We start from the raw sequence: 23,037 nt of genomic DNA on the forward strand, positions 1-23,037 counted from the left end.
CCCGACGCTGCGTTCCATGCTGCGGGGCGGCCGCTTCATCACCGTTGCCCGCGCGTCCCCGGCGGCCATCGGCTCAACTCTGTTCGAGGTGGCCATCCGATGACCGATACCCTCCACGCCCCGGTCGGGACCCTCGACCATCCCTTCGCGCCGCCGGTCATCACCGGTACGTCGTCGAAGGAGGCGCTCGACATCCTGTTCCACGCCCTGCTCGAAGTCGCCCGCCGGCACGAGCCGGAACTGGAGGCCGTGCTCCTGGGCCAAGCCAACATCTCGGAATTCTCGCCCGAGCTCCTCGCCCGCGCCCTTCAGGTGCAGGGCATCTGGTTCCAGTTGCTCTCCATCGCCGAGCAGAACGCCGCCATGCGTCGGCGCCGGCACCTGGAGCGCACGAAGGGACGGGCGGAGCTCGGCGGCAGCTTCAGCGCGGTCCTGGCGGAAGCGGTGAAGAACGGCATCAAAGCGCCCGAGATCCACGCCCTGCTGAAGGATCTGCGCATCCGCCCGACGATCACGGCGCATCCCACCGAGGGCAAGCGCGTGACGGTGCTGGAGAAGTTCCGACGCATCTACCTCGTCCTGCGCGAGCTTGAGTTGCCGCGCTGGACCGAGCGCGAGCGCAACGGCCTGATGAACGAGTTGCGCGACCAGATCGAGCTCGTCTGGATGACCGGCGAACTCCATCTCGAGAAGGCCACCGTAGAGCGGGAGGTCGCCTGGGGCCTGCACTTCTTCGACGAGACCCTGTTCGAAATGCTCCCCGAGGTGCTCTACTCCCTCGAGGAATCCCTCGCCGAATACTACCCGGACGAGAAGTTCGAGGTGCCGGCCTTCTTCCAGTTCGGCTCCTGGATCGGCGGGGACCGAGACGGCAATCCCTACGTCACCTCGTCGGTGACCCGTGCCACGCTCCAGCGCAACGCGCTGGCCTCCCTGCGGCGCTACCGCGACGGGGTCACGGCGCTTGGCCGCACGCTCTCCCTCACCGAGCGCTCGCTGCCTGTGCCGGCGACGTTCAAGTCCGAACTCGCGCAGCTTCTCGCGGAGAGCGGCGACGGGCGCGCCATCGCCAGCCGCAATCCGGGCGAGGCCTATCGCCAGTTCCTCACCTGCATCCTGCGCAAGCTCGAAGCCACCATCGCGCGCAACAAGGGGCAGCGCACCAGCGGCCCCGACTATCCGAGTGCCGACGGGCTCATCAACGATCTGCGCCACCTCGAAGCCGGCCTCACCGAAGCGAATTGCCCGTCGCTGGCCATCGACCTCGTCCGGCCGGTGCGCCGCATGGTCGAGATCTTCCGCTTCTCCACCGTGCGCCTCGACCTGCGCGAGAACACCACGCGCACCACGAAGACGCTCCATGCCCTGTGGCACCAGAGCCACGGCCAGAACAAGACGCCGCCCGCCCTCGAATCGCCCGAGTGGAAGAACTGGCTGCTGTCCGAGCTGGCGAAGCCGATGCATGGGGAGCGTTCGTTCGAGAGCCTGCCCGACGATGCCCGCGAAACGCTCGAGACGTTTGCCCTCGTCGGTGAGATGCGCGAGCAGCTCGACCGCGAGGCTTTCGGCTCGTTCATCCTGTCGATGACCCGCTCGGTCCCCGACATCCTCGGCGCCTATCTCCTCGCCAAAGAAGCCGGCAACTTCCTCGATGCCGCCGGCACCGAGATCTGCTGCCTGCCGATCGTGCCGCTGTTCGAGACCATCGACGACCTGCGCGCTGCGCCCGCCATCATGAAGGAGCTGTTCTCGATCCCCGTCGTGCGCCGCTCCACCCGCTGGCAGGGCGGGATGCAGGAGGTGATGATCGGCTACTCGGATTCGAACAAGGATGGCGGCTTCGTCGCCTCGAACTGGGAGCTCTACAAGGCGCAGGACAAGCTGACCCAGCTCGGCAAGTCGTCGGGCGTGCCGATCGCCTTCTTCCACGGTCGCGGCGGTTCGGTGAGCCGTGGCGGGGCGCCCACCGCCCGGGCCATCGCCGCCCAGCCGCCGGGATCGATCAACGGCCGATTCCGCACCACCGAACAGGGAGAAGTCGTCTCCTTCAAATACGCCAACCGCGGCACCGCTGCCTATCAGATGGAGCTCCTGGCCTCGTCAGTGTTCGACCACGCGTTGAAATCGGAGCGCGAGGCGATCAACATCCCGCGCAATGAGTTCGACGACACGCTGGAAGCGCTGTCGGGCGCCTCGCGCGCTGCCTACGTCAACCTGATCCAGCACCCCGATCTCGTGACCTATTTCCAGGCCGCGAGCCCGCTCGACGAGATCGCGCTCCTCAACATCGGCTCCCGTCCGGCGCGGCGCTTCGGCGCCCGCTCGCTGGCGGATCTGCGCGCGATTCCCTGGGTCTTCGCCTGGTCGCAGAACCGCCACGTCATCACCGGCTGGTACGGCGTCGGCTCCGGCCTGAAGAGTTTCCTCGACGTGCGCGGAGCGCAGGGCGAAGCACAGCTGAAGCGGCTCTTTGCCGAATCGAAGCCGTTCCGCCTCATCCTCGACGAGGTCGAGAAGACACTTCTGATGGTCGACCTCGCTATTGCGAAAGATTACGCCGGTCTCGTGCCCGACGAGGCCGCCCGCAACAGCATCTTCCCGCTGATCGAGGCCGAGTACGAGCTGACCCGCGAGATGGCCCTGCGTGTCAGCGGCGACCGCGAACTGGCCGAGCGCTACCCGCAGTTCCGGGACCGCCTCAATGGCCGGCTGCCGACGATCAATCAGGTCAGCCGAGAACAGGTGGAGTTGCTTCGCCGTTTTCGGGGCGAGGAAGACGAGGACAAGCGCGAGGCGGTGAAATCCGCGTTGCTGCTGTCGATCAACTGCATCGCCGTCGGCTTCGGCGCGACGGGCTGAGGCATTTGTAAGGATACCGAGGGTCGGACACGGCCCTGGGGCTGGCGCGCGAGCGCCCCACGACCGGTATGGTGGACCGCGTTTTGCGGCCTCACCACCCGCAACGAAACCAAACAAGGAAGGATTCCCCGATGAGCTTTACCCTGATCCAGCAGGCGACCCCGCGCCTCCATCGCTCGGAACTCGCCGTTCCCGGCTCCAACCCGACCTTCATGGAGAAGTCCGCCTCCTCGAAGGCCGACGTGATCTTCCTCGACCTCGAAGATGCGGTCGCCCCCGACGATAAGGAGCAGGCCCGCAAGAACATCATCCAGGCGCTCAACGACCTGGATTGGGGCACCAAGACCATGATGATCCGCATCAACGGTCTCGACACCCACTACATGTACCGCGACGTGGTCGACATCGTCGAAGCCTGTCCGCGCCTCGACATGATCCTGATCCCCAAGGTCGGCGTGCCGGCCGACGTCTACGCCATCGACGTGCTGACCACCCAGATCGAGCAGGCCAAGAAGCGCGAGAAGAAGATCGGCTTCGAGGTGCTGATCGAGACCGCTCTGGGTATGGCCAACGTGGAGGCGATCGCCACCTCGTCGAAGCGCCTGGAAGCCATGTCCTTCGGTGTGGCCGACTACGCCGCCTCTACCCGCGCCCGTTCCACCGTCATCGGCGGCGTGAACAAGGACTTCTCGGTGCTCACCGACAAGGACGAGGCCGGCAACCGCGAGACCCATTGGCAGGACCCGTGGCTGTTCGCCCAGAACCGCATGCTGATCGCGTGCCGCGCCTACGGCCTGCGTCCGATCGACGGCCCGTTCGGCGACTTCTCCGATCCGGACGGCTACACCTCCGCCGCCCGCCGCTGCGCCGCCCTCGGCTTCGAAGGAAAGTGGGCGATCCACCCCTCGCAGATCGACCTCGCCAACGAGGTGTTCACCCCGTCGGAAGCCGAAGTCACCAAGGCCCGCCGCATCCTCGAAGCCATGGAAGAGGCCGCCAAGGCCGGCAAGGGCGCCGTCTCGCTGGACGGCCGCCTCATCGACATCGCCTCGATCCGTATGGCCGAGGCGCTGATCGAGAAGGCCAACGCGATGTCGGCCAGCTGATCCGCTCGCTTCGTAGACATCGCTGAGCAGGACGGCCGCTTCCGAAAGGGGCGGCCGTCCTCGCTTTAGGCCCGAAATGTCCTATCGTTCACGGTGTGTCGCCGTGAGAACAGGCGCCGGGGCCACTCGCTTCCGCTACGCGAAGACGGCCAAACGGCTCCGATCTCGTCGACCGACAAGGGAGAAACCATCATGCATGTGACCATCGAAGACGCCCACAAGGCCATCGAGGCCGCCCGCGCCAAGGCGGTGGAGCTCGACACCCAGATGTGTATCGCCGTCGTCGATTCCGGCGGTAACCTCAAAGCGTTCTACCGCATGGACGGGGCCTGGGTCGGTTCCATCGACATCGCCCAGAAGAAGGCCAAGACCTCCGTGTTCTTCGGCATGATGACGGGGCAGATCGGCCAGCTGTCGCAGCCGGGCGGCCCGCTCTTCGGCATCGAGCATTCCAACGAGGGCCTGATCACCTTCCCCGGCGGCATCCCGATCGTCGACCAGGACGGCGAGATGTCCGGCGCCATCGGCGTCAGCGGCTCCAGCGTGGAGAACGACCACGCCGTCGCTCTCGCCGGTGCCAGCACGGTCGGCGCCACCGAGCTGCCCGCGCATCCCTGGCGGACGTAAGACCGCATGACGGGCACGGTTCATTGGGTGCGCCGCACCCGATGAACACCGTCGGTTAAGCATGCGGGCCCTATCACGGTCCCACCACCCCGAGCCGTGACAGGAGCGCCGATGACCCGGGACCAACTCGCCGCCGAACTGAAGCGCATGGCCACAGCGCAGGTCGCCGACATCGAGCGTGCGGTCAAGGACGGCCACCGGACCATCGCCCTCAACGAACTGGCGGATCTGAACCGCCAGCTGAAGGCGCTGGCCGCAGCCGTGAAGGCCCGGCCCGTCGTACGGGCCTGATACCTCAAAGCCCGACGCGACCGCCTCAGTAGCGCGGGCCGCGTCCGCGCTCTTCCAACGGCGGCTCGTCGGACAGGCGCTCGTCGCCGGCGAGCCCGTCCGCCGGGCGCTCCTCCAGGCGATCTTCCCCGTGATCGGCTCCCCGCCCGGGGCGAGTTTCATCCACGAATGGAATGTCGCGGGGCGGCAGCGGGGGTCGGAGCAAGGGCCTCGCCTCGCCGTATCCGCGATCCGGCTCGGGCCGGAAGCGGTCCGAACGCTCCTCACAGATCGTCACCCGCTTCACGATCTCTTCCCCATCGGGCGTGATCCGGCGCCGGACCACGACCCGGCACGGCTCGATGAGCCGCGCCGCCCCGCGCTCGGGGCCGAACTCCTCCACAGGAGGCGGGAGCCGCCGCTCGGCGGGGAAATCACGGGGCGGTCCATAAGGATCGGGGAAATCGGCGGCGACAGCGGGTACGCTGCAGAGGCCGACGACCACGAATCCAGACAGGACCGGCGTTATACGAAGCCTAGCGAGGAATGATAGCGGTTTCACGGGCACGGAACGTCTCCGGAGAGAGGACCGCTCCCGCCATGGGGTTGCGGCACGGGATCATCCTGCCATCGAGCCGCTGAACCGGAGCGTGCGAGACCGCTCGGGCATCATTCATCTCCGTGCGCGCGGTCTCGCTGCCGGTGGTCCCAACCTCGATACGGTCATGCCTTGCCGTCGGCGGCCTTCAATTGCGCCACGAGGTCGGCGATCTCGACCCGGGCTCGGGCCACCGCATCCGAATCCTTGCCGCGCACCACGATCCGATTGGCGAAACCCTGTTGCGTCATCGAAGGATAGGACCCGATGGAGACGCCGGGGTGCGCCTTCGCGATCTCACCGAGGCCCGATGCATAGTTGCCTTCGGGCAGGTTTCCGGCCTCGATCGTCTCCGACAGGACGCGCGCTCCCGTCGCGAGGGTGGGGCCGATCTCATCCAGCATGGCCTGCATGATCGCCGGCACACCGGCCATGACGAAGACGTTGCCGATGCGAAAGCCAGGCGCCTTCGAAATCGGGTTGGCGATGAGATCGGCACCGGCCGGAATACGCGCCATGCGGAGCCGGGCCTCGTTGAGGTCTTCCGGCTTGTGCCGCTCGAGCAGCATGGCCTTGGCTCGTGGATCGACATTGATGGTCACGCCGAAGGCGGCCGCCACGCAATCGGCAGTGATGTCGTCATGGGTGGGACCGATGCCCCCGGTGGTGAAGAGATAGGTGTAGCGGGTCCGCAATGCGTTCACCGCATCGACGATCTCCGAGGCCTCGTCGGGGACGATGCGGACCTGGCGCAGGTCGATGCCGATGGCCGTGCAGTAATCGGCGATGGTGCCGATATTCTTGTCCTTGGTCCGACCGGACAGAATCTCGTCGCCGATGACGAGGATCGCGGCGGTGATGGGGGAAGGAGCGGGGTCTGTCATCGGAATCCGTGGCGGTCGCGTGGCGATAACGACGACGTAGCGCGACGATGCCCACCTGACCATGGCGGCTCCCTGGTCCGGCCGGCAGGCTGCTGATAGGGGCGGGGCACCCGCTCGGATGTGGAGTTTCACCAAATGAAGTTCGCAGCGCCGCTGATCGAGGGCCGGCTCGTCCGGCGCTACAAGCGGTTCCTCGCCGATATCGAGCTGGCGGATGGCAGCCTCGTCACCGCGCATTGCGCCAATCCGGGCGCCATGCTCGGCCTCGTCGTGCCCGGATCGCGCGTCCTGCTCTCCGCCTCCACCAACCCTGCGCGCAAGCTCGGCTTTTCATGGGAACTGGTGGAGGCGGACCTCCCCGGCGGTCCGCAATGGGTGGGCATCAACACCATGCGGCCCAATGCCCTCGTCGCCGAGGCCTTCGCCGAGGGGCGTCTCCCGCCGTTGGCGGGATACGGTTCGCTACGTCCGGAGGTGCGCTACGGTCGTGCCAGCCGAGTCGATTTCCTGGCCACGGGCGAAGGGCTGCCGCCCTGCCACGTGGAGGTGAAGAATTGTCACCTCCTGCGCGAGCCGGGCCTCGCCGAGTTTCCCGATTGCGTCGCCGCCCGCAGCGCGCGGCACATGGACGAGCTGACGGAGGTTGTCGCTCAGGGCGGCCGGGCGATGCTGATCATCGTGGTGCAGATGCAGGCCGAGCGGTTCGACGTGGCGCGGGACCTCGACCCGGCCTTCGACCGGGCCTTCGCCAGGGCGGCTGCGGGCGGGGTCGAGATCCATGCCCATCGCTGCCGCATCGATCCGACCGGGATCTCCATCGCCGACGCGATCCCGGTAATGCCACCCGGTCGCGGGGGTCTGTGAGCCGCCATCAATGCCGATGCGCGATTTCATGTCGCCTGCCGCCGAATCCGTGGCATGCTCGTGTTCCGACGATCCAAGGAGACGATCATGGCGAGTGAGAAACCACGCGGTGGCCGCGAAGCGAAGAAGCCGAAGAAGCCGGTCGTGAAGACGATCGCCGCGGCCCCCTCGACCAAGGGCACCGTGAGCATCGGCGCGAAGAAGTAGCGCTCCGTCAGGCGGGCGGCGCTGCCTCGACCGACGTCGGCGGCGCCACGCTCCCGAGTTCGAGAAGGACGATTTCCGGCGGCACCCCGATCCGGATCGGGACACGGCTGACGCCGAAGCCGCCGGAGACGATCATATGCCGTCCGCCGTGGACGACATGGCCGTAGGTCAGATCTTTGCCGCGCGCGAATGGGCTCAGCGGCGACAGGCCGAAGATCCGAACCTGGCCACCATGCGTATGCCCGGACAGGGTCAGCGAGACACGCCCCGGAACGGTAGGAAAGATGTAGGGCTCGTGCGCCATAAGGAGGATCGGAGCCTCGTCGGTCACCTGCGCCAGGGTGCCGGGCAGATCGTCGCGGCCGCGCCGATCGCCCCGCGGCAGGAACGGTTCCTGATCTCCGAGCCCGGCAATCCAGAACGGGCGACCGTCCTTCTCCAGCCTGAGAACCGTATTCTCCATCACTGGAATGCCGCGTGCCTCCAGCGCGCGTTGCGACTCCACAGGCCCGCGCCGTCTCGCCTGCGCGACTTCGTCATCCCACCAATCATGGTTGCCGAGGACGGCATGGACACCGAGCGGGGCTCGCAGCCCCCCGATCACCCGTGCAAACTCGACGAGCGGCACCTTACGCGTGGTCACGCTGGGGCCGGACGGATAGTCTCCCAGAAGCAGGATGAGATCGGGTTCGAGCCGGTTCGTCGCATCGACGATTTCTGCGATCCGGTCGAGCGGCATGGTCGGCTCGCCCACGTGGAAATCCGCGAGGACGGCGATTCGTAGCGTCAACCCCTCTGTCCAGCCTGGGAGGGAGGGAGCGTAGCGCGTCACCACGAGCCGATGGCGCGGCTCGATCACGAAGCCATAAGCGCCCGTGGCGGCCACGAGGCTCGTACTCGCACCGATCCCGGTCAGGAACTGCCGTCTCGTCGGCAGGATCAGCATGTCATCGTCCTCGACCGCAGAGCCGATGCGGCTTCATCGCCCTGGGGTCACGAATCCGGCGCAGCCAAGTTCCAGTGATCGAGCTTCCGATGATCGAGTCTCGGTGACCAAGCCCGTAAAGGCTTGGTCGCACGATTTGGCCATGAGGCGTTCGGTCGGGAGGAAAAAGCCTCAGACGAGGGGCGCATCCTCGTGCTGGAAGCGGGAGAGCTGCCGGCGGGCGGCAATCTTCCGGGCCGCCTCTTTCGCAGCGGACGCCGAGACGTGAACCGCTGCGGCAAGGGCGGGTAGTGCCACGGGGCGGAAACCTTCGCGATCGGTTACCAGACCGGACGCACGGGGCGTCGACGACATGGCTGCGCGCTGGTTCTGTTCGGGGCGGGACATGGGAACGGGTCCTGTTTCACGGTGTCGGAACGCCACCAGATCCTCGTTTGTCTGGTTGACGATCACGCCAGTCTCTCGGGCACCCGCAAGAGGTTCGACCCGGACCGGCGCTGTGCGGCACGAGATCCATATGCGGCGAAGGATCATGAACGGGAGCTTAAGGATAGGCGAGACTTTACCAGGGTAGAGTTTCATCTCGCCGCGCTGCGTGTCTTGTGACACACACAAGCAATATTGGAAAAATAAAAAATACCATTCCGCAACGCAATCTGACCTTCCTTGCGGCGCGAAAGATCTGGACTTTTCTGTGGCAGCGCCGCTCTGAGTGTCTCTCACAAAACTCCCGCTGCGCTGTCGTGCTTGGAGCGAGAACCGATCTTGATCGGGAGTTTTGTGAGGCACTCTAAAGCGCTGCGTTGAGACCTTCCGACGCGATCCAAGCCTCGGTCCGGTCGAGAGCACGACCGAGGCGGTCGAACAGCGTGTCGATCTCGTCGTGCGAGATGACCAGGGGAGGGCAGACCGCGACCCGGTCACCGGCGAGGAACCGGACGATCAGACCCTCGGCCTGCGCGAAGGCGACGCAGCGGGCCGCGACGCCGGCTTTCGGCTCGTACTGACGCTTGGATGACTTGTCGGCGACGATCTCCAGGCCGCCGATGAGACCGAGTCCGCGCGCCTCCCCGACGATGGGGTGGTCGGCCAGAGCCGAGAGCCTTGCCTGGAAATGAGGAGCCTTCTCGGCGACGCCTTCGACGATGCGGTCGCGCTTGTAGATCTCGATGGTCTTCAGCGCGACGGCGCAGGCGACGGGATGACCGGAATAGGTTGTGCCGTGGCCGAACGTGCCGAGCTTGGCGCTCTGCGTCACCAGAGCCTTGTAGAGCGGCTCGTCGATGCTGATGCCGCCCAGCGGCATGTAGCCCGATGTCACAGCCTTGGCGAAGGACAGGCTGTCGGGTCGCATTCCCAGGGCCTCGGAGCCGAACCAGGTGCCGAGGCGCCCGAAGCCGCAGATCACCTCGTCGGCGATGAAGCGCACGTCGTAGCGGTCGAGCACGGCCTGGATCTTGGCGAAGTAGCCGGCCGGCGGGGCGATGGCGCCGCCAGCACCCATCACCGGTTCCGCCACGAAGGCGGCGACGGTATCCGGCCCCTCGCGGAGGATCAGGGCCTCGAGTTCGTCGGCGAGGCGCTGCGAGAAGGCCTCCTCCGTCTCGCCGGCCTCGGCGAAGCGGTAATGATGCGGGCAGCCCACATGCAGGAAGCCCGGCAGCGGCAGGTCCCAATCCGCATGGTTGGCCGTGAGGCCGGTCATCGACGCCGTGGCGACCGTGACGCCGTGATAGCCCTTGATCCGCGAGATGATCTTCTTCTTGGCGGGGCGGCCCAACGCGTTGTTGAGATACCAAGTCAGCTTCACCTGGGTGTCGTTGGCCTCGGAGCCCGACGAGGTGAAGAAGATCTTCGATGTCGGGATCGGCATCAGCTCCTTCAGGGTCTCGGCGAGCTCGATCGCCGGATCGTGGCTGCGGCCCGAGAACAGGTGAGTGAAGGGCAGGCGCGACATCTGCTCGCTCGCCGCCTCCACCAATTCCTCGTTGGAATAGCCCAGCGCCGTGCACCACAGGCCGGCCATGCCTTCGAGATAGGGCCGGCCGTCGCTGTCATAGACCCAGACCCCGTGGCCGCGCTCCAGCACCAGGGGGCCGGTCTCGCGGAAGGTGGAGAGGTTGGTGTAGGGATGGATCAGCGTTTCGACGTCGCGGGTCGCGAGGTTCGAGAGCATGGGCCTGCCGTTACCTGTGGAAGCGGGCCGGTTCGGCCCCGTGTTCATGCGATGCCACATTAGCGACCCGGCGCGCCTTCACAAACCCATCCCGTCACCGCAGCGCCCGCACGGAACGTCAGGACCATGCTCGATCCCGCAACCTTCGTGGCTCATCCGGCGCCCGGCCGCTCCTGCGGAACCTGCACCCTGTGCTGCAAGGTCTACGACGTCCCGGCGGTGGAGAGCGTCGCCGGTCAATGGTGCCGCCACACCAGGCAGGGCAGGGGCTGCGCCATCCATCCGACACGGCCGGACCATTGCCGCGCCTTCCACTGCCTCTGGATGACGGAAGCCTGGCTCGGGGGCGAGTGGAAGCCGGAGAAGGCCAAGATGGTGCTCGCCCTCGACCCGGTGACGAAGAACATGAACGTCCAGGTCGACCCCGGCCAGCCTAACGCCTGGCGGCGCGAGCCGTATTACGCACAATTGCGGCGCTGGGCCGCCGCATCTCTGGCGCAGGACCGCCTCGTCCTCGTCCATCTCAACACATCCACCACCGTCATCCTGCCGGACCGTGACGTGGCCCTGGGCGTGTTCGAGCCCGGCGACAGGATCGTCCGGCGCGAGGGGGCCGGCGCCTTCGATGTCGTCAAGGTCAGGGCCGGCGCGTGAGCCCGATGCACCCTGGCCACCTTGCCGGCATCCTGTTCGACAAAGACGGCACCCTCATCGATTTCGACCGGACCTGGGGTCCGGCAGCATATGCGGTCATGAATGACCTTGCCGGAGGCGACCGCGTCCGACTGGAAGACTTGATGGCGGTGAGCCATTACATCGAGGAGGAGCGCCGCTTCCTGCCGACGTCGCCCCTCATCGCGGGCTCTTCGGCCGCTTATGGCCCGATCTGGGCGACGGTGCTCGGCCGCCCGGCGGGACCGGACCTCTACGGGGAGATGGACCGGCTGTTCCGCCGCGAGGGACTGGCGCATCTGTGTCCCATCGGCGATCCGGTGGCGACCGCCCGGCGTCTCGCCGATGCGGGTTACGCCCTCGGGATCGCCACCAACGACGCCGAAGCCTCGGCCCGGGCGCAGGCCGATGTTCTCGGCCTGACACCGCATCTAACCTACGTCGCTGGTTACGATTCCGGGCACGGATCGAAACCGGAACCCGGCATGGTCAGCGCCTTCGCGGCGCATCTTAACGTCGCGCCGGGGCGGATCGCGATGGTGGGCGATTCACCCTATGACCTCGTCGCCGGCCGCTCGGCCGGGGCCGTCACCATCGCGGTCCTGAGCGGCCCCCTCGGGGAGGGAGCACGCGAGGTCATGGCACCGCTCGCAGACCATGTGATCGCATCGATCGGCGATCTCGCCGCCCTGCTCGACCGGATCGTCGATTAGGAAGCGCCATCGGGGGGCGTCCCGAGGCGGATGGAAGGGGAATTTTTACCGGTACGCGGCCACATTCCCGACCGCCATCGAGAGGCCCTTGGTTGCGCCATGCCGCCGTCCCTAACGGCCGCGCGATGGCGCGACAACAATGGGGCGATGGCGCATCGAAGATGCCTCGCCATTGCGCCACCCTCCCTGCTTTTCCGGTGAGTACCCGACGATGATCCGTGACGACCGGGCCGGTTTCGAAGCCGGCGGCCCTCTGGCTCCGACGAAGCGCGACATTCTCCGTGGCGTCGCCGGCACGGCCTTCACAGCGGCGCTGCCCTTCGTCGCCTCACCCGCCCTCGCTCAGACCGGCAAGGCCCAAAAACACGTGCTCGTCCTCGGTGCCGGCATGTCCGGGCTGACGGCGGCGCTGGCACTCCTGCGCCGTGGACACCGCGTCACGGTCATCGAGTATCAGGACCGCATCGGCGGCAGGCTCCTCTCCCTTCCGCTCAAGAACGGACAGTTCACGGAGGCCGGCGGCGGGCATTTCCGATCCAACATGCCCTATGTGCTGAGCTACGTCCGGCGCTTCAACCTGCCGCTCCTCAGCCTCAACGACGGTCTTCCCCGCTACATGGTCGGCGGGCAGACCGGCACGGGCGCCGACCTCGCCAACTGGCCCTGGGCCGTTTCACGGGAGGAGCGTAACGTCAGCGTCGCGACGAGCCTCAACCGCTATCTCTACAGGGCGGGGCTCGACACCGATTCTGTGCTCGATTCCCGCTGGCCCGACCCGGATTCCCTGGCCCGCTACGACAACGTGACGGTGGGCGACCTCGTGAAGGGCGTCGGTGCATCGGATGCCTTCTGCCAGCTCCTCGATGCCCATGGCGGCACCTTCACCAGCCGCTCGCAGGCCCTGGGTGCCATTCCCGACCTCGCCTATCATTTCGGCGACCAGAACGTGTTTCGCATCGAAGGCGGCAACAACCGCCTGCCCATGGCCCTGGCGGGGGCCATCGGCCCCGCGAACATCGTCCTGAAGGCGGAGGTGGTCAGCATCGAGCAGACCAGCGGCGGTGTCCGCGTCGGCACCCGCGACGGCCGCGACTTCTCCGGCGACGCCATCGTGTCCACGATCCCCTTCAGCGTCCTCGGCGGCATCGACGTGAAACCCGGCTGGTCGGAGGCCAAGCGGCGCATGTTCGCCGAGATGGAATGGGACAAGACCGTGAAGGTCATCGTCCAGACCAAGACACCCTCGTGGCTCTCGAAGAACGTCCATGGCTGGCCGATGGCCGGCGGTGACCGCCCCTGGGAGCGGGTCATCGACATCACCGGCAACGAGACCGGGTCGCATGGAAACGTCTTCTTTTACCTGAACGGCGCCAATGCGGAGGCCATCCTGGCCCGCCCCCGCGAGACGCGGGCTCAGGTGACCGTCGATCAGTTCCGCGCCGACATGCCCGACCTGTTCGACGAGGTGATCACGGTGAAGGACTTCGCCTGGACCGAGCAGCCCTGGATCAGGGGCTCCTTCGGCTCGCCCCCCCTGGGGGGTGGCTGGATGATCCGCGAATGGACGATGCCGGAGGACCGCATCCATTTCGCCGGCGACTTCACCAGCCTGAAGACCGGCTGGGTCGAAGGCGCGATCGAGGCGGGCCTGCGGGCCGCCCGCCAGATCGACCCGCAGGTCGAGGCCGAAGGACGCCCGGTGATCCGTCAATCACTCTGACCACCCGGGGATTTGGCGCGTGCGGCGAATCTCCGCCATCCTGCGGCCCGACGAGGAGAGGGCGCCTCATCACCATCCGGGATCAGGTCTCAGAATCGGCGCGGGCCACGTCGCGCCACTTCAGAACGAGATGCTCGAAGGCCGCGATGTCGTCCTGTGGCAGGGTGCCGAGGGTGCGGGCGACATAGGCCTTCTGCGCGGCGATGCCGCGAGCCGCGATCTCGGTCCCGGCCGGAGTGAGGCGGAGGGCGTGCGAGCGCCGGTCGCCGGGGATGGCGTGGCGCTCGACGAAACCGGCCTGCACGAGGCGGTCGATCAGCCCCGAAACGTTGCCCTTGGTGACGTAGAGGCGCGCGGCGAGATCCTGCTGCGTCAGGCCCTCGCGTTCGGTGAGCGTCGAGAGCACGTCGAATTGCGGAATGGACAGGCCGAGGCCGCGCAGCTCGGCCGCCATCGCGGCGGTCACCCTCCGGTTGAGGCGGATGAAGCGGAACCAGACCCTCAACGGGTCTTCCGATCCTCCATCGGGCACGGGGGTGCGGGGCGCTGCGGTGAGACTCATGTGGAGGCCGCTATAGCAGAAGCGGGCGGCATCGAAAGCGCGGCCATCTCGCGGGTGGCGTCGGAAAGCGAGGCCCGGTAAAGCTTTGGGCTCAGGCGCGCGGGCACCATCTCCCGATGGCGCGGCGATCTCCCGGACAGCGATTTCACCCGTATCATGCGTCGTTCGCTTATCGAGGAGCCCATCACCCGCGCCGGTCCGCTCTCGCGCGGGACCGCGATCCTGTCGGTCCTCGTCACCCTGTTCGCCCTTGTTCTGGTGCGCGATCCGAGGGCGGAGGAGGGGCCCGCGCTGGTGACACTGGCATCCGGCCTCGTCCTGGCGGTGATCGCGATCGGCTTTGCGGTCTTCGCCTTCGTCCGGGTCTGGCGCGAGGGAGCGCGCGGTGTGGCAAGCGCTCTCGCCGGCCTGTTCCTCGCCGCGATCACCCTCGGTTATCCGGTCTTCGTCGGGCTGCGCGGCCTGCGGCTTCCCGCCATCACCGACGTGACCACCGATACCGACAACCCGCCCGCCTTCTCACGCTCGCATGCTGCCTTCGCGGCGCGCGAAGGACATTATCCCCCCGATCCCGGCCCCGAGGCACGGATCGCGCAGCGCGCCTCCTATCTGCAGATCGCCCCGCTCACCCTCGACCTCGACGCCAACGCCGCGTTCGAACTCGCCAGGAAGGCTGCGGTGAACCGCAAATGGCAGATCGTTGAGGCGATCCGCCCCGGAGGTCGCGTCGGCAACGGTCGGATCGAGGCGGTGACGCGCGGACTCATCCTGAACCTCGCCAGCGACATCACGGTCCGTGTCCGACCGAGGGCGGACGGAGCCCGGATCGACGTGCGCTCCGCCTCCCGGATCGGCGACCGCGATTTCGGCGCCAATGCCGACACCATCCGGGGCTATCTCGACGAGGTCGCCAACCTCGCCATCGCCGTCAAGTGAGCGGTCGGGCCGACTCTGTCGGTTCGGTCAGGTTCGACTGCAGGGGAAGCGCGCACTTCCACTTCCAGAAGGCTGCAACATTCACCCCCGCTCTTTCCGGCAGAGCGCGTCCCTCTCCCCCTTGTGGGGAGAGGTCAGGAGTGGGGGTGGCTCCGCTTGCCTCCGCAACCTGAGGGTCGCCCAACCACCCCCACCTCCAACTCCTCCCCACAAGGGGGAGGAGAGCCGCGCCTCCTGCGAAACGGATAGATCCAATAGCCGGAAGGCGAGGGGGCCTGAGGCGACAGCTCGATCCGCGGCCGTCATACGATGCCGGTGTCAGGCCGGCCTGTAGACGCTGTCGAGGCGCGGCGGGCCGTCGGTGACGACGAGCCCGCGCTCCACGAGATCCTCCAGATGGGCGAAGACCGAGAGCGCCGCCGCACCCTGAAGGGGGGCGCTCAGGCCCTGATAGATCACCCCGACGATGGAGCGGATATCGCGGTCCCCGGCCTCGATCCGGGTGCGGATCGCGCTCTCGCGCTGGCGCCGGTGGGCGGCGAGGCCACGGACGAAGCGGCGCGGATCGCGCACGGGTCCGCCATGGCCCGGCCAGTAGATCGTCTCGTCGCGCCCGCGCAACGCGTCGAGCGACGCCATGTAGGCGCGCATCGAACCGTCGGGCGGCGCCACGATGGTCGTGGACCACGCCATCACGTGGTCGCCCGAGAACAGGGCCGTTTCCTCCGGCAGGGCGAAGGCGAGGTGGTTCATGGTGTGACCCGGCGTTTCCACTGCCCGCAGGGTCCAGCCCGGCCCCTCCAGCGTGTCGCCCTCGTTCATCTGGCGGTCGGGCCGGTGGTCCCGGTCGGAGCTGGCGTCGAGATGCGGGAATTCGCCCTCCGCCAGGTTTCTGGCGGCGCGATGCGGGCCGCAGCCGACGATGGGCGCGCCCGTCTCCGCCTGCAGCAGCCGGGCGCCCGGCGAGTGGTCGCGGTGGGTGTGGGTGACGACGATGGCGGTGAGCCGCTCGCCGGCAATGGCCGCGACCAGCGCCGCCACGTGAGCGGCATCGGCGGGACCGGGATCGATGATCGCGACCTCGCCCTGGCCGACGATGTAGCTGCAGGTGCCGCTCGAGGTGAACGGACTGGCGTTGGGACAGATCCGCCGGCGCACCAGCGGCGACAGGCTCACCGTCTCGCCGTTGGCCGGCGCCGCCCCGTCGAAGTTCGGATCCACCGCGATGTCGCCGTCGTCGCTGGTCTTGGTCATGCGGTACCTGGAACGATCACACTCGTGTCCGCCCCTAAGCCATCGCGGGGCGAGCCACAACGGAAGCCCCGGTCGGCAGTGATGGCGGCGGGCGACGTCAGCGGGTGAAGGGCGAGGACACCACGACACGGACGATGGCGAAACCCGCATCTGCGTTCTGCCGGCGCCGGACGGTGCCGAAGCCTCCGGTGCCATCGCCGGAGCCCATCTGCGCCACACGGATGCGGGGGGCACGGTCGACCGTTCGGCCGGCCTGACGAACATCCTGCTCGGCGGCGCGGGCATCGGCCTCGCGCCGGACGACGTCGATCTTGCGGTCGATGCTGCGGCGCTCGCGCGGTGAGAGGAGACCGGCCTCGCGGAAATCCACCACCGTGAAACCGCCGGACCGGGTGGAGACCACCACACGGGCGCTCGATGGGGTGGCGACCACGTCGCCCACCCGTGCGGTCGGGTCGCGCTCGATCGGGAGTGGCGCCGCCGCCACGCCTTCGGACTGACAGGAGCACTGCTCGACACGCTTGGTGCGGTACAGGTTCGCGACGAGGAGGGCGCGGTAGGGACGCCCGTCGAGACCGACGGCCCGGTCGAGATCGTTCTGCCTCGCACCCAGCATGTAGAGGCTGGTGGCGGCGTTGGGACAAGCCGCGGCACAGGCCGCCTCGTGCAGGGGAATGTCGGAGCGGGACGCCAGGCGCCCGAGGGGGAACAGGTAGCCGTCGCAGGCCCGGACGCAGACCGTGCGGGCGCCCAGCGCCGAGGCGGTCAGCGCAGCGGATGCGGCGCGGCTCGCTCGGGCGGGGGAGGGGCGCGTGAGACGCGCGAGGCGTGGCGTCTGGCGCGGCGCCTGGACCGCCGTGATACGGCTCGTCGTGGGAAGGGAGGCGTAGCGGGGCCGGGAAGGGCGCGGCATCGAGACTGGCGCGGGCTGCGGCTTCACCGCCGGACCGCGAAACATCTCTTCGAAGAAACTGAAGATGCCTCCCTGCTCGGAGGCCTGAACCAGGCTCGATCCGGCAACGACACCGCCGAGTCCGAGGACCAGCCCGGCTATGACCGGGGCGACGACGCGCGTCTGCGTCGCGAAACTCGTCCGTCTCCTGCCGGGGTTCGTCGACCGCATCGTTTTCTCAACCCTTCGGCAACCATCCGCTAGGACGCCCGTCCTGCCTAAGGCCGAGGCGAGCGCCTTCGCAACGGGGGTAGACCACCGAGTTTCGCCCATCGGCGAAGGGCCGATTCCTCCCCGTGCATCCCGCCGGAGGCCCGACAGGGGAACAGGAGAGCGCACCCGCCCCCCACTCGGCAGCGGGCGTCTCGTGCCCCCTTACGCCACGCACAGGACGGAGGCGCAGGTCCCTATCTTAGCCTTTGTTTTTCATTATAGCCGATGCTATATGCCGTTCCGGGTGCAGTGCGGTACCCACGATTCAGCTCGACGGAAGACGCGGCATGGACAGGCTCGACGAAGACCGGGGGTGGCGCTTCAGCCGCGAGACGAACGAACAGCCGAGCCTCGGGCGCATGAATGCCAGCATTCCCGTGCTGTCCCACGGCTCCTGGCTGCGGCGGCTGCTGGCCTTCATCGGGCCGGGCTACATGATCTCCGTCGGCTACATGGACCCGGGCAACTGGGCCACCGACATCGCGGGCGGATCGCAATTCGGCTACACGCTGCTGGCCGTCATCCTGCTCTCGAACCTCATGGCGATCGTGCTGCAGGCCCTCTCGGCCCGGCTCGGCATCGCCACCGGCCGCGACCTCGCCCAGGCCTGCCGCGATCATTATCCCCGGCCCGTCAGCTTCGTGCTGTGGATCGCCTGCGAGGCGGCGATCATCGCCTGCGACCTCGCCGAGGTCATCGGCACCGCCATCGCCCTCAAGCTGCTCTTCGGCATTCCCCTCGTCATCGGGGCGATCATCACCGCCCTCGACGTGTTCCTGATCCTGCTGCTGATGCGGCGCGGCTTCCGGGCGCTCGAAGCCTTCGTGATCGCGCTGCTGCTGGTGATCTTCGTGTGCTTCGGCATCCAGATCGCGCTCGCCGCGCCTCCGATCCAGGCGGTGCTCGCGGGTTTCATCCCCTCGTCGCAGATCGTCACCAACCCGGCCGCCCTCTACATCGCCATCGGCATCATCGGCGCCACCGTCATGCCGCATAACCTCTACCTGCACTCCTCCATCGTGCAAACGCGAGCCTATCCCCGCACCGAGGAAGGACGCCGGGGCGCCCTGCGCTTCGCGGTGACGGATTCGACCATCGCCCTGATGCTGGCGCTCTTCGTCAATGCCGCGATCCTCATCATGGCCGCATCGGTGTTCCATTCCACCGGGCGCACCGACGTGCAGGAGATCGAGCAGGCCTACGAATTGCTGTCGCCGCTGCTCGGGGCCGGCATCGCCTCCACCCTGTTCGCCGTGGCGCTCCTGGCCTCGGGGCTCAACTCCACCGTCACCGCGACGCTGGCGGGCCAGATCATCATGGAAGGCTTCCTGCGCCTGCGCATTCCCGACTGGGCGCGGCGCCTGATCACGCGCGGCATCGCCATCGTCCCCGTCGTCGTCGTGACGGGGCTCTACGGGGAAGAGGGCACGGCGCGCCTCCTGGTGCTCAGCCAGGTCGTCCTGTCCATGCAACTGCCCTTCGCCGTGATCCCGCTCGTGCGCTTCGTGTCGGACAAGCAGAAGATGGGCGCCCTGGTGATTCCGGCCTGGCTGAAGCTCCTCGCCTGGGTGATCGCCGCCATCATCGTCGTCCTGAACGTCAAGCTCCTGGTGGACACCGTCACGGGCGCCTGACGCATAGGGTCCGACGCCCGCTTCCCTGACGGGCGGCGGGCGCACACCACACAGCCCCCACCGGGCCGCGCCGCGGCACCGGGAGGTGAAGCTTTGCCCAATCATATAGCATAGGCTATACTATCGAGAAGAGGCGTCGATGATCAGCATGAGGATGATCGCACGACGACAGAGGGCGCCGACACGGATGGTCGCCGCCGTTTTCGCATTCCTGTCGGTCGATCCCGCATGGTCGGACCCCGGTGAGACGGGGGCGGTGGACGATCGTCCGGCGCAATCGGCTCCGCTGGAGCCCGACCGTCCCCCCTCGATCCAGACGTCGCTCGGTGCATTCGGGGATCCGGGTGGGTTCCGCAGCCTGCTCGCGGCGCGCGGCATCGACTACAACCTGCTCTATACGAACGAGGTCCTCGGCAACCTGTCCGGCGGGGTGAGGCAGAGCGCGATCCATGCCGGCAAGTTCGAGACCGCCGTCACGGTCGATTTCGACCGTCTCGCCGGCTGGACCGGATGGAGCGGCTTCGCCAACGTCTTCCAGATCCACGATACCGGCGGCCTGCGCGACCGGAGCTTCCATCGGCTCATAACGGTCAGCAACATCGAGGTCTATCCCTCGACGCGGCTCTCGGAACTCTGGTTGGAGCGGGCCTCCGGCGACCGAACGCTGAGCCTGCGCTTCGGGCAATTGGTGGCGGATGGGGAGTTCTTCTCGTCCGAGACCGGCAAGATCTTCCTCAGCAACGACTGGCCGACCATCACCGGGGCCAATCTTCCGAGCGGCGGCCCCGCCTATCCGATCTCGACCCCCGGCATGAGGCTACGCTGGACGCCCGATGCTTCGGTGAGCGGGCTCGTCGCCATCTTCAACGGCGATCCCGGCGATCAGGCGAGCGTCAACCGGACAGGTTTGAATTTTCGACTGAACGACGCCCCCCTAGTGATGGGCGAGGTCCAGTTTCGCGCGGTGCCCGGCCCCGACGGGCTCGGTCGAAGTCTGAAGCTCGGCGGGTACCGGCATTTCGGACGTTTCGACGATGACCGCTACGACCGGACGGGACTTTCCCTGGCAAACCCACGCAGCGGCGGCTTAGCCCGCCGCCACGCCGGCACCAGCGGTGCCTATGCCGTCGTCGATGCGCAGCTGTATCGGCCCATGGGCGGCAACGAGACTGATGGAATCGCCGCCTATGCCCGCCTTTCGACGAGCCCTTCGGACCGGAACCTCATCGATCTCTGGGCTGATGGGGGCATCGTGGTCACGGGCATGACACCCGGTCGTCCGAAGGACGCCTTCGGTCTGAGCTTCATCTACGCGCGGATCGGCGAGAACGCCCGGCGCTACGACCTGGACCGGCTCTCATTCGGCACCGAGTTCCACGTTCCCCGCAGCTACGAAGCCACGATCGAAGCGACCTATCTTTTCGCGGTCACGTCCGGTTGGACGATCCAACCGGACATCCAATACGTCTTCAACCCCGGAGGCGGTGCCGCCGATCCGAACCGCCCGGGCCAGCGCATGAAGGGCGGCGCCGTGTTCGGCCTCCGCTCGACCCTCACCTACTGATCAGCGCCGACGTGCGCCCCGCACCCGAACCGGCACAAGCTGGGGAGTGGGGGACGTGCCCTCGACGACCTGTACGAATCCGCGAGCGGCAGCGGCGACCGCATCGAGGAAGCGTCGTGCGATTGATGCGGCCAGCGACTCTCTCATCAGATTGCATCCGTGTTCGGGAACAGGTGACGAACGCCACATGGGACACTGGGTTCCACTCTGACGTCAACAGCTATGTGGGTCTGTCCTCAGGGCGCCGACAAGAGACCCGTCGATATGACGCATGTCTGCGATGCGCGCGCGGCCGGACGGACATCACATCCACCTCAGACAGACGCAGGAAGGGCGTGAGTCCAAATGGGAGAACCCGGAGTCCCGCAAGCCGCGACCACGACGAGCGACGGCCGAAAATCAATCGTGACCGCTTTGTGTCAAAGTCAGGAACCGGCCGGAGAACTTGGCGTTATTGCTGTCATGAGGTCGCGGCACAGGTCGCGCCAGCTTCAAAAGGATCCGGACCATGCTTGGTTGGGCTGTAACATTCCTCGTCGTCGCTCTCGTGGCCGCTCTGCTTGGCTTTGGTGGTATTGCCGGCACCGCCATGGAAGCCGCAAAGCTCGTCTTCTTCGTCGCCATCGTCCTGTTCGCCATCTCGGCCGTGATCGGCTTGATGCGCGGTCGCTCGCCGACCCTCTAACGGGCGGACGTCTCGGCGCAACGGCGTCAAGTAGGCACGGAAACGAGAAAGCCGCCGGATGATCCGGCGGCTTTTCTTCAATCGTCGCCCGGTCTGACGACCGCCATCGTGCCGGTGCACACGTCAGACGAATGATCCGTATTGTAGCCTAAACGTCGTCGAGGGTTTGAACCGAGGATTCGTCCATCCGGGCGATCAGGTCGCGAAAGCGATCCGGGACCGGCTGCTGAACGATGGTGTCGTACATGGCTCGCAAGTGCATGCCGATCCGCTTCTGAGTGAGGTCACTCAAGCGGTGAGAATCGGGGCCTTCTGGTCTCGGCTCATGTACCTGCTCCGATCGCGTCTCCGGCACGGAGATGCGGCCCGTCTCGTCATCGTCCATTCGGTTATCCCCTTGATGCCACGCGGTGGCATCGCCGCGATTGTTTTGCGGCTTGACATAAGTCATGGCTGCACCTGCAACGCAGCGCCATACAATCGGTTCCGGGCCTAGCGGAACACAGCCCATCGATCCGCGTTGTGGCGGTGGCGACCATAAAGAACGGCAGAGCCTAAGGGGATCTAATGTCGACAGCTCAACTCGTCGTGCAACATCTGCCGTACCTGCGCCGCTACGCGCGGGCGCTTACCGGCAGCCAGGTCGCCGGCGATGCCTATGTGGCCGCCACCCTGGAAACGCTCGTGAACGAGCCGGATACGTTGGGGCGCAGCACCAACGTCAAGGCCGACCTGTTCCGCGTCTATACGCGCATCTGGAACTCCCTCTCGGTGAACGGCCAGAGCGATCATGTTCAGCATGATCTGCCCGCCGAAGTGCGACTCGGCCAAATCACGCCGCTGCCTCGTCAGGCGTTCCTGCTGTCGTGCCTCGAAGGCTTCTCCGAAGAGGATGCCGCCGTGATCCTCGAGGTCGACGTCAGCCAGGTGCGGGACCTCGTCGACGAAGCGGGGCGGGAGCTGGCGGCCGACATGGCGACGGAGATCCTCATCATCGAGGACGAGCCGCTGATCGCGATGGACCTCGAAGCCCTCGTGGAAGGACTCGGCCACAACGTGATCGGCGTCGCGCGCACACGGTCCGAGGCGATCAAGATCGCGTCGGAGGGCTCGCGTCCCGGTCTGATCCTGGCGGACATCCAGCTCGCGGACGGCTCGTCGGGCCTCGATGCCGTGAACGACCTGTTGAAGACCTTCGAGGTCCCGGTGATCTTCATCACCGCCTATCCCGAGCGGTTCCTCACCGGAGAACGTCCGGAGCCGGCCTTCCTCATCGCCAAGCCGTTCCAGCCCGCCAATGTGTCGGCGGTGATCAGCCAGGCGCTGTTCTTCCAGCAGAGCGCCCGGCGGCGCGAGAAGACGGCCTGACCAAGGCGCCGCGCAACCCGCGGCAAGCCTCGAACGAAGCACGCAGCCCCGGTCTCGCACCGGGGCTTTTCTTTTGGCGATCCAACCCTTCGGCCATGAAAAAACGGGCCGGACTGAGTCCGACCCGTCAAAAAGTTTCCGGCCAATGCACAAGGGGAATGCGGGGGAGGACCAGGCGGCCGGGTGATTCGATAACGAGCCGGATGCCACACGGTTCCAAAAAATGC

22 protein-coding genes are annotated in these 23,037 nt (G+C 67.0%); 13 read left to right on the top strand and 9 right to left on the bottom strand.

The window, feature by feature from the left end:
* Positions 1-99: 99 nt before the first annotated feature.
* The 4 genes from ASF08_RS13265 to ASF08_RS13280 all read left to right on the top strand — a co-directional run bounded on the left by ASF08_RS13265 (position 100) and on the right by ASF08_RS13280 (position 4,883).
* Positions 100-2,859 (top strand): phosphoenolpyruvate carboxylase, encoded by a 2,760-nt coding sequence (locus ASF08_RS13265; RefSeq protein ID WP_018042402.1) that lies wholly within the window; start codon positions 100-102, stop codon positions 2,857-2,859.
* 131 nt (positions 2,860-2,990) lie between these two features.
* Positions 2,991-3,965 carry an HpcH/HpaI aldolase/citrate lyase family protein gene (locus ASF08_RS13270; RefSeq protein ID WP_018042403.1) on the top strand — a complete coding sequence of 325 codons (975 nt, stop codon included), beginning with the start codon at positions 2,991-2,993 and terminating at the stop codon, positions 3,963-3,965.
* A gap of 192 nt (positions 3,966-4,157) precedes the next feature.
* Positions 4,158-4,592, top strand: a complete 435-nt coding sequence (locus ASF08_RS13275; protein WP_056146002.1) for a GlcG/HbpS family heme-binding protein — start codon at positions 4,158-4,160, stop codon at positions 4,590-4,592.
* Between the two features lie 111 nt (positions 4,593-4,703).
* Positions 4,704-4,883 carry a hypothetical protein gene (locus ASF08_RS13280; RefSeq protein ID WP_018042405.1) on the top strand — a complete coding sequence of 60 codons (180 nt, stop codon included), beginning with the start codon at positions 4,704-4,706 and terminating at the stop codon, positions 4,881-4,883.
* Between the two features lie 25 nt (positions 4,884-4,908).
* Here ASF08_RS13280 and ASF08_RS13285 read toward each other — a convergent pair whose 3' ends face one another.
* A complete protein-coding gene (locus ASF08_RS13285; protein WP_162238959.1) occupies positions 4,909-5,367 on the bottom strand; it encodes a hypothetical protein in 459 nt (152 codons plus the stop codon).
* 218 nt (positions 5,368-5,585) lie between these two features.
* Positions 5,586-6,344, bottom strand: coding sequence for a competence/damage-inducible protein A (locus tag ASF08_RS13290; RefSeq protein ID WP_056146008.1), 759 nt, complete (start codon positions 6,342-6,344; stop codon positions 5,586-5,588).
* A gap of 135 nt (positions 6,345-6,479) precedes the next feature.
* Between ASF08_RS13290 and sfsA the strand changes: the two genes are divergently transcribed.
* A complete protein-coding gene (gene sfsA, locus ASF08_RS13295) occupies positions 6,480-7,208 on the top strand; it encodes a DNA/RNA nuclease SfsA (RefSeq protein WP_056146011.1) in 729 nt (242 codons plus the stop codon).
* 214 nt (positions 7,209-7,422) lie between these two features.
* On the opposite strand, the gene ASF08_RS13300 is transcribed toward sfsA, so the two are convergent.
* The 3 genes from ASF08_RS13300 to ASF08_RS13310 form a co-directional block, all read right to left on the bottom strand.
* Positions 7,423-8,361, bottom strand: a complete 939-nt coding sequence (locus ASF08_RS13300; protein WP_056146014.1) for a metallophosphoesterase — start codon at positions 8,359-8,361, stop codon at positions 7,423-7,425.
* Positions 8,362-8,532: 171 nt separating this feature from the next.
* Positions 8,533-8,814, bottom strand: coding sequence for a hypothetical protein (locus ASF08_RS24855; RefSeq protein ID WP_147829250.1), 282 nt, complete (start codon positions 8,812-8,814; stop codon positions 8,533-8,535).
* A gap of 337 nt (positions 8,815-9,151) precedes the next feature.
* Positions 9,152-10,537 carry an aminotransferase gene (locus tag ASF08_RS13310; protein ID WP_018042412.1) on the bottom strand — a complete coding sequence of 462 codons (1,386 nt, stop codon included), beginning with the start codon at positions 10,535-10,537 and terminating at the stop codon, positions 9,152-9,154.
* A 126-nt stretch (positions 10,538-10,663) separates the two neighbouring features.
* Between ASF08_RS13310 and ASF08_RS13315 the strand changes: the two genes are divergently transcribed.
* The 3 genes from ASF08_RS13315 (at position 10,664) to ASF08_RS13325 (ending at position 13,642) form a co-directional block, all read left to right on the top strand.
* Entirely contained in the window at positions 10,664-11,191 is a 528-nt protein-coding gene (locus ASF08_RS13315; RefSeq protein ID WP_056146017.1) for a hypothetical protein, read from the top strand.
* A 5-nt stretch (positions 11,192-11,196) separates the two neighbouring features.
* Positions 11,197-11,922 carry an HAD family hydrolase gene (locus ASF08_RS13320; RefSeq protein ID WP_056146020.1) on the top strand — a complete coding sequence of 242 codons (726 nt, stop codon included), beginning with the start codon at positions 11,197-11,199 and terminating at the stop codon, positions 11,920-11,922.
* Between the two features lie 211 nt (positions 11,923-12,133).
* Positions 12,134-13,642: a flavin monoamine oxidase family protein gene (locus ASF08_RS13325; RefSeq protein WP_056146023.1), complete on the top strand. Its 1,509-nt coding sequence runs from the start codon at positions 12,134-12,136 to the stop codon at positions 13,640-13,642.
* Positions 13,643-13,724: 82 nt separating this feature from the next.
* Here the strand turns inward: ASF08_RS13325 and ASF08_RS13330 are convergent, their stop codons facing one another.
* Positions 13,725-14,204, bottom strand: coding sequence for a MarR family winged helix-turn-helix transcriptional regulator (locus ASF08_RS13330; RefSeq protein WP_056146026.1), 480 nt, complete (start codon positions 14,202-14,204; stop codon positions 13,725-13,727).
* Positions 14,205-14,360: 156 nt separating this feature from the next.
* Here ASF08_RS13330 and ASF08_RS13335 point away from each other — a divergent pair, with 156 nt between their 5' ends.
* On the top strand, positions 14,361-15,140 hold the full coding sequence (locus tag ASF08_RS13335; RefSeq protein WP_018042417.1) for a DUF1499 domain-containing protein: 780 nt from the start codon (positions 14,361-14,363) through the stop codon (positions 15,138-15,140).
* A 318-nt stretch (positions 15,141-15,458) separates the two neighbouring features.
* Here the strand turns inward: ASF08_RS13335 and ASF08_RS13340 are convergent, their stop codons facing one another.
* Positions 15,459-16,394, bottom strand: coding sequence for an MBL fold metallo-hydrolase (locus ASF08_RS13340; protein WP_056146029.1), 936 nt, complete (start codon positions 16,392-16,394; stop codon positions 15,459-15,461).
* 97 nt (positions 16,395-16,491) lie between these two features.
* Positions 16,492-17,517, bottom strand: a complete 1,026-nt coding sequence (locus tag ASF08_RS13345) for a DUF2865 domain-containing protein (protein ID WP_056146032.1) — start codon at positions 17,515-17,517, stop codon at positions 16,492-16,494.
* A 329-nt stretch (positions 17,518-17,846) separates the two neighbouring features.
* Between ASF08_RS13345 and ASF08_RS13350 the strand changes: the two genes are divergently transcribed.
* From ASF08_RS13350 to ASF08_RS24135, 3 genes are all read left to right on the top strand, one after another.
* Complete coding sequence (locus ASF08_RS13350; RefSeq protein WP_056146035.1) at positions 17,847-19,193, top strand: Nramp family divalent metal transporter; 1,347 nt, start codon at positions 17,847-17,849, stop codon at positions 19,191-19,193.
* Positions 19,194-19,380: 187 nt separating this feature from the next.
* A complete protein-coding gene (locus ASF08_RS13355; RefSeq protein ID WP_056146039.1) occupies positions 19,381-20,757 on the top strand; it encodes a carbohydrate porin in 1,377 nt (458 codons plus the stop codon).
* A 508-nt stretch (positions 20,758-21,265) separates the two neighbouring features.
* Positions 21,266-21,442 carry a DUF1328 domain-containing protein gene (locus tag ASF08_RS24135; RefSeq protein ID WP_003599466.1) on the top strand — a complete coding sequence of 59 codons (177 nt, stop codon included), beginning with the start codon at positions 21,266-21,268 and terminating at the stop codon, positions 21,440-21,442.
* Between the two features lie 148 nt (positions 21,443-21,590).
* Here ASF08_RS24135 and ASF08_RS25840 read toward each other — a convergent pair whose 3' ends face one another.
* On the bottom strand, positions 21,591-21,893 hold the full coding sequence (locus tag ASF08_RS25840) for a NepR family anti-sigma factor (RefSeq protein ID WP_147832250.1): 303 nt from the start codon (positions 21,891-21,893) through the stop codon (positions 21,591-21,593).
* A gap of 116 nt (positions 21,894-22,009) precedes the next feature.
* Here ASF08_RS25840 and ASF08_RS13365 point away from each other — a divergent pair, with 116 nt between their 5' ends.
* Positions 22,010-22,810 carry a response regulator gene (locus ASF08_RS13365; protein ID WP_018042423.1) on the top strand — a complete coding sequence of 267 codons (801 nt, stop codon included), beginning with the start codon at positions 22,010-22,012 and terminating at the stop codon, positions 22,808-22,810.
* Positions 22,811-23,037: the final 227 nt, after the last annotated feature.

Source organism: Methylobacterium sp. Leaf85 (genome assembly GCF_001422125.1).
GTDB classification, from domain to species: domain Bacteria; phylum Pseudomonadota; class Alphaproteobacteria; order Rhizobiales; family Beijerinckiaceae; genus Methylobacterium; species Methylobacterium bullatum.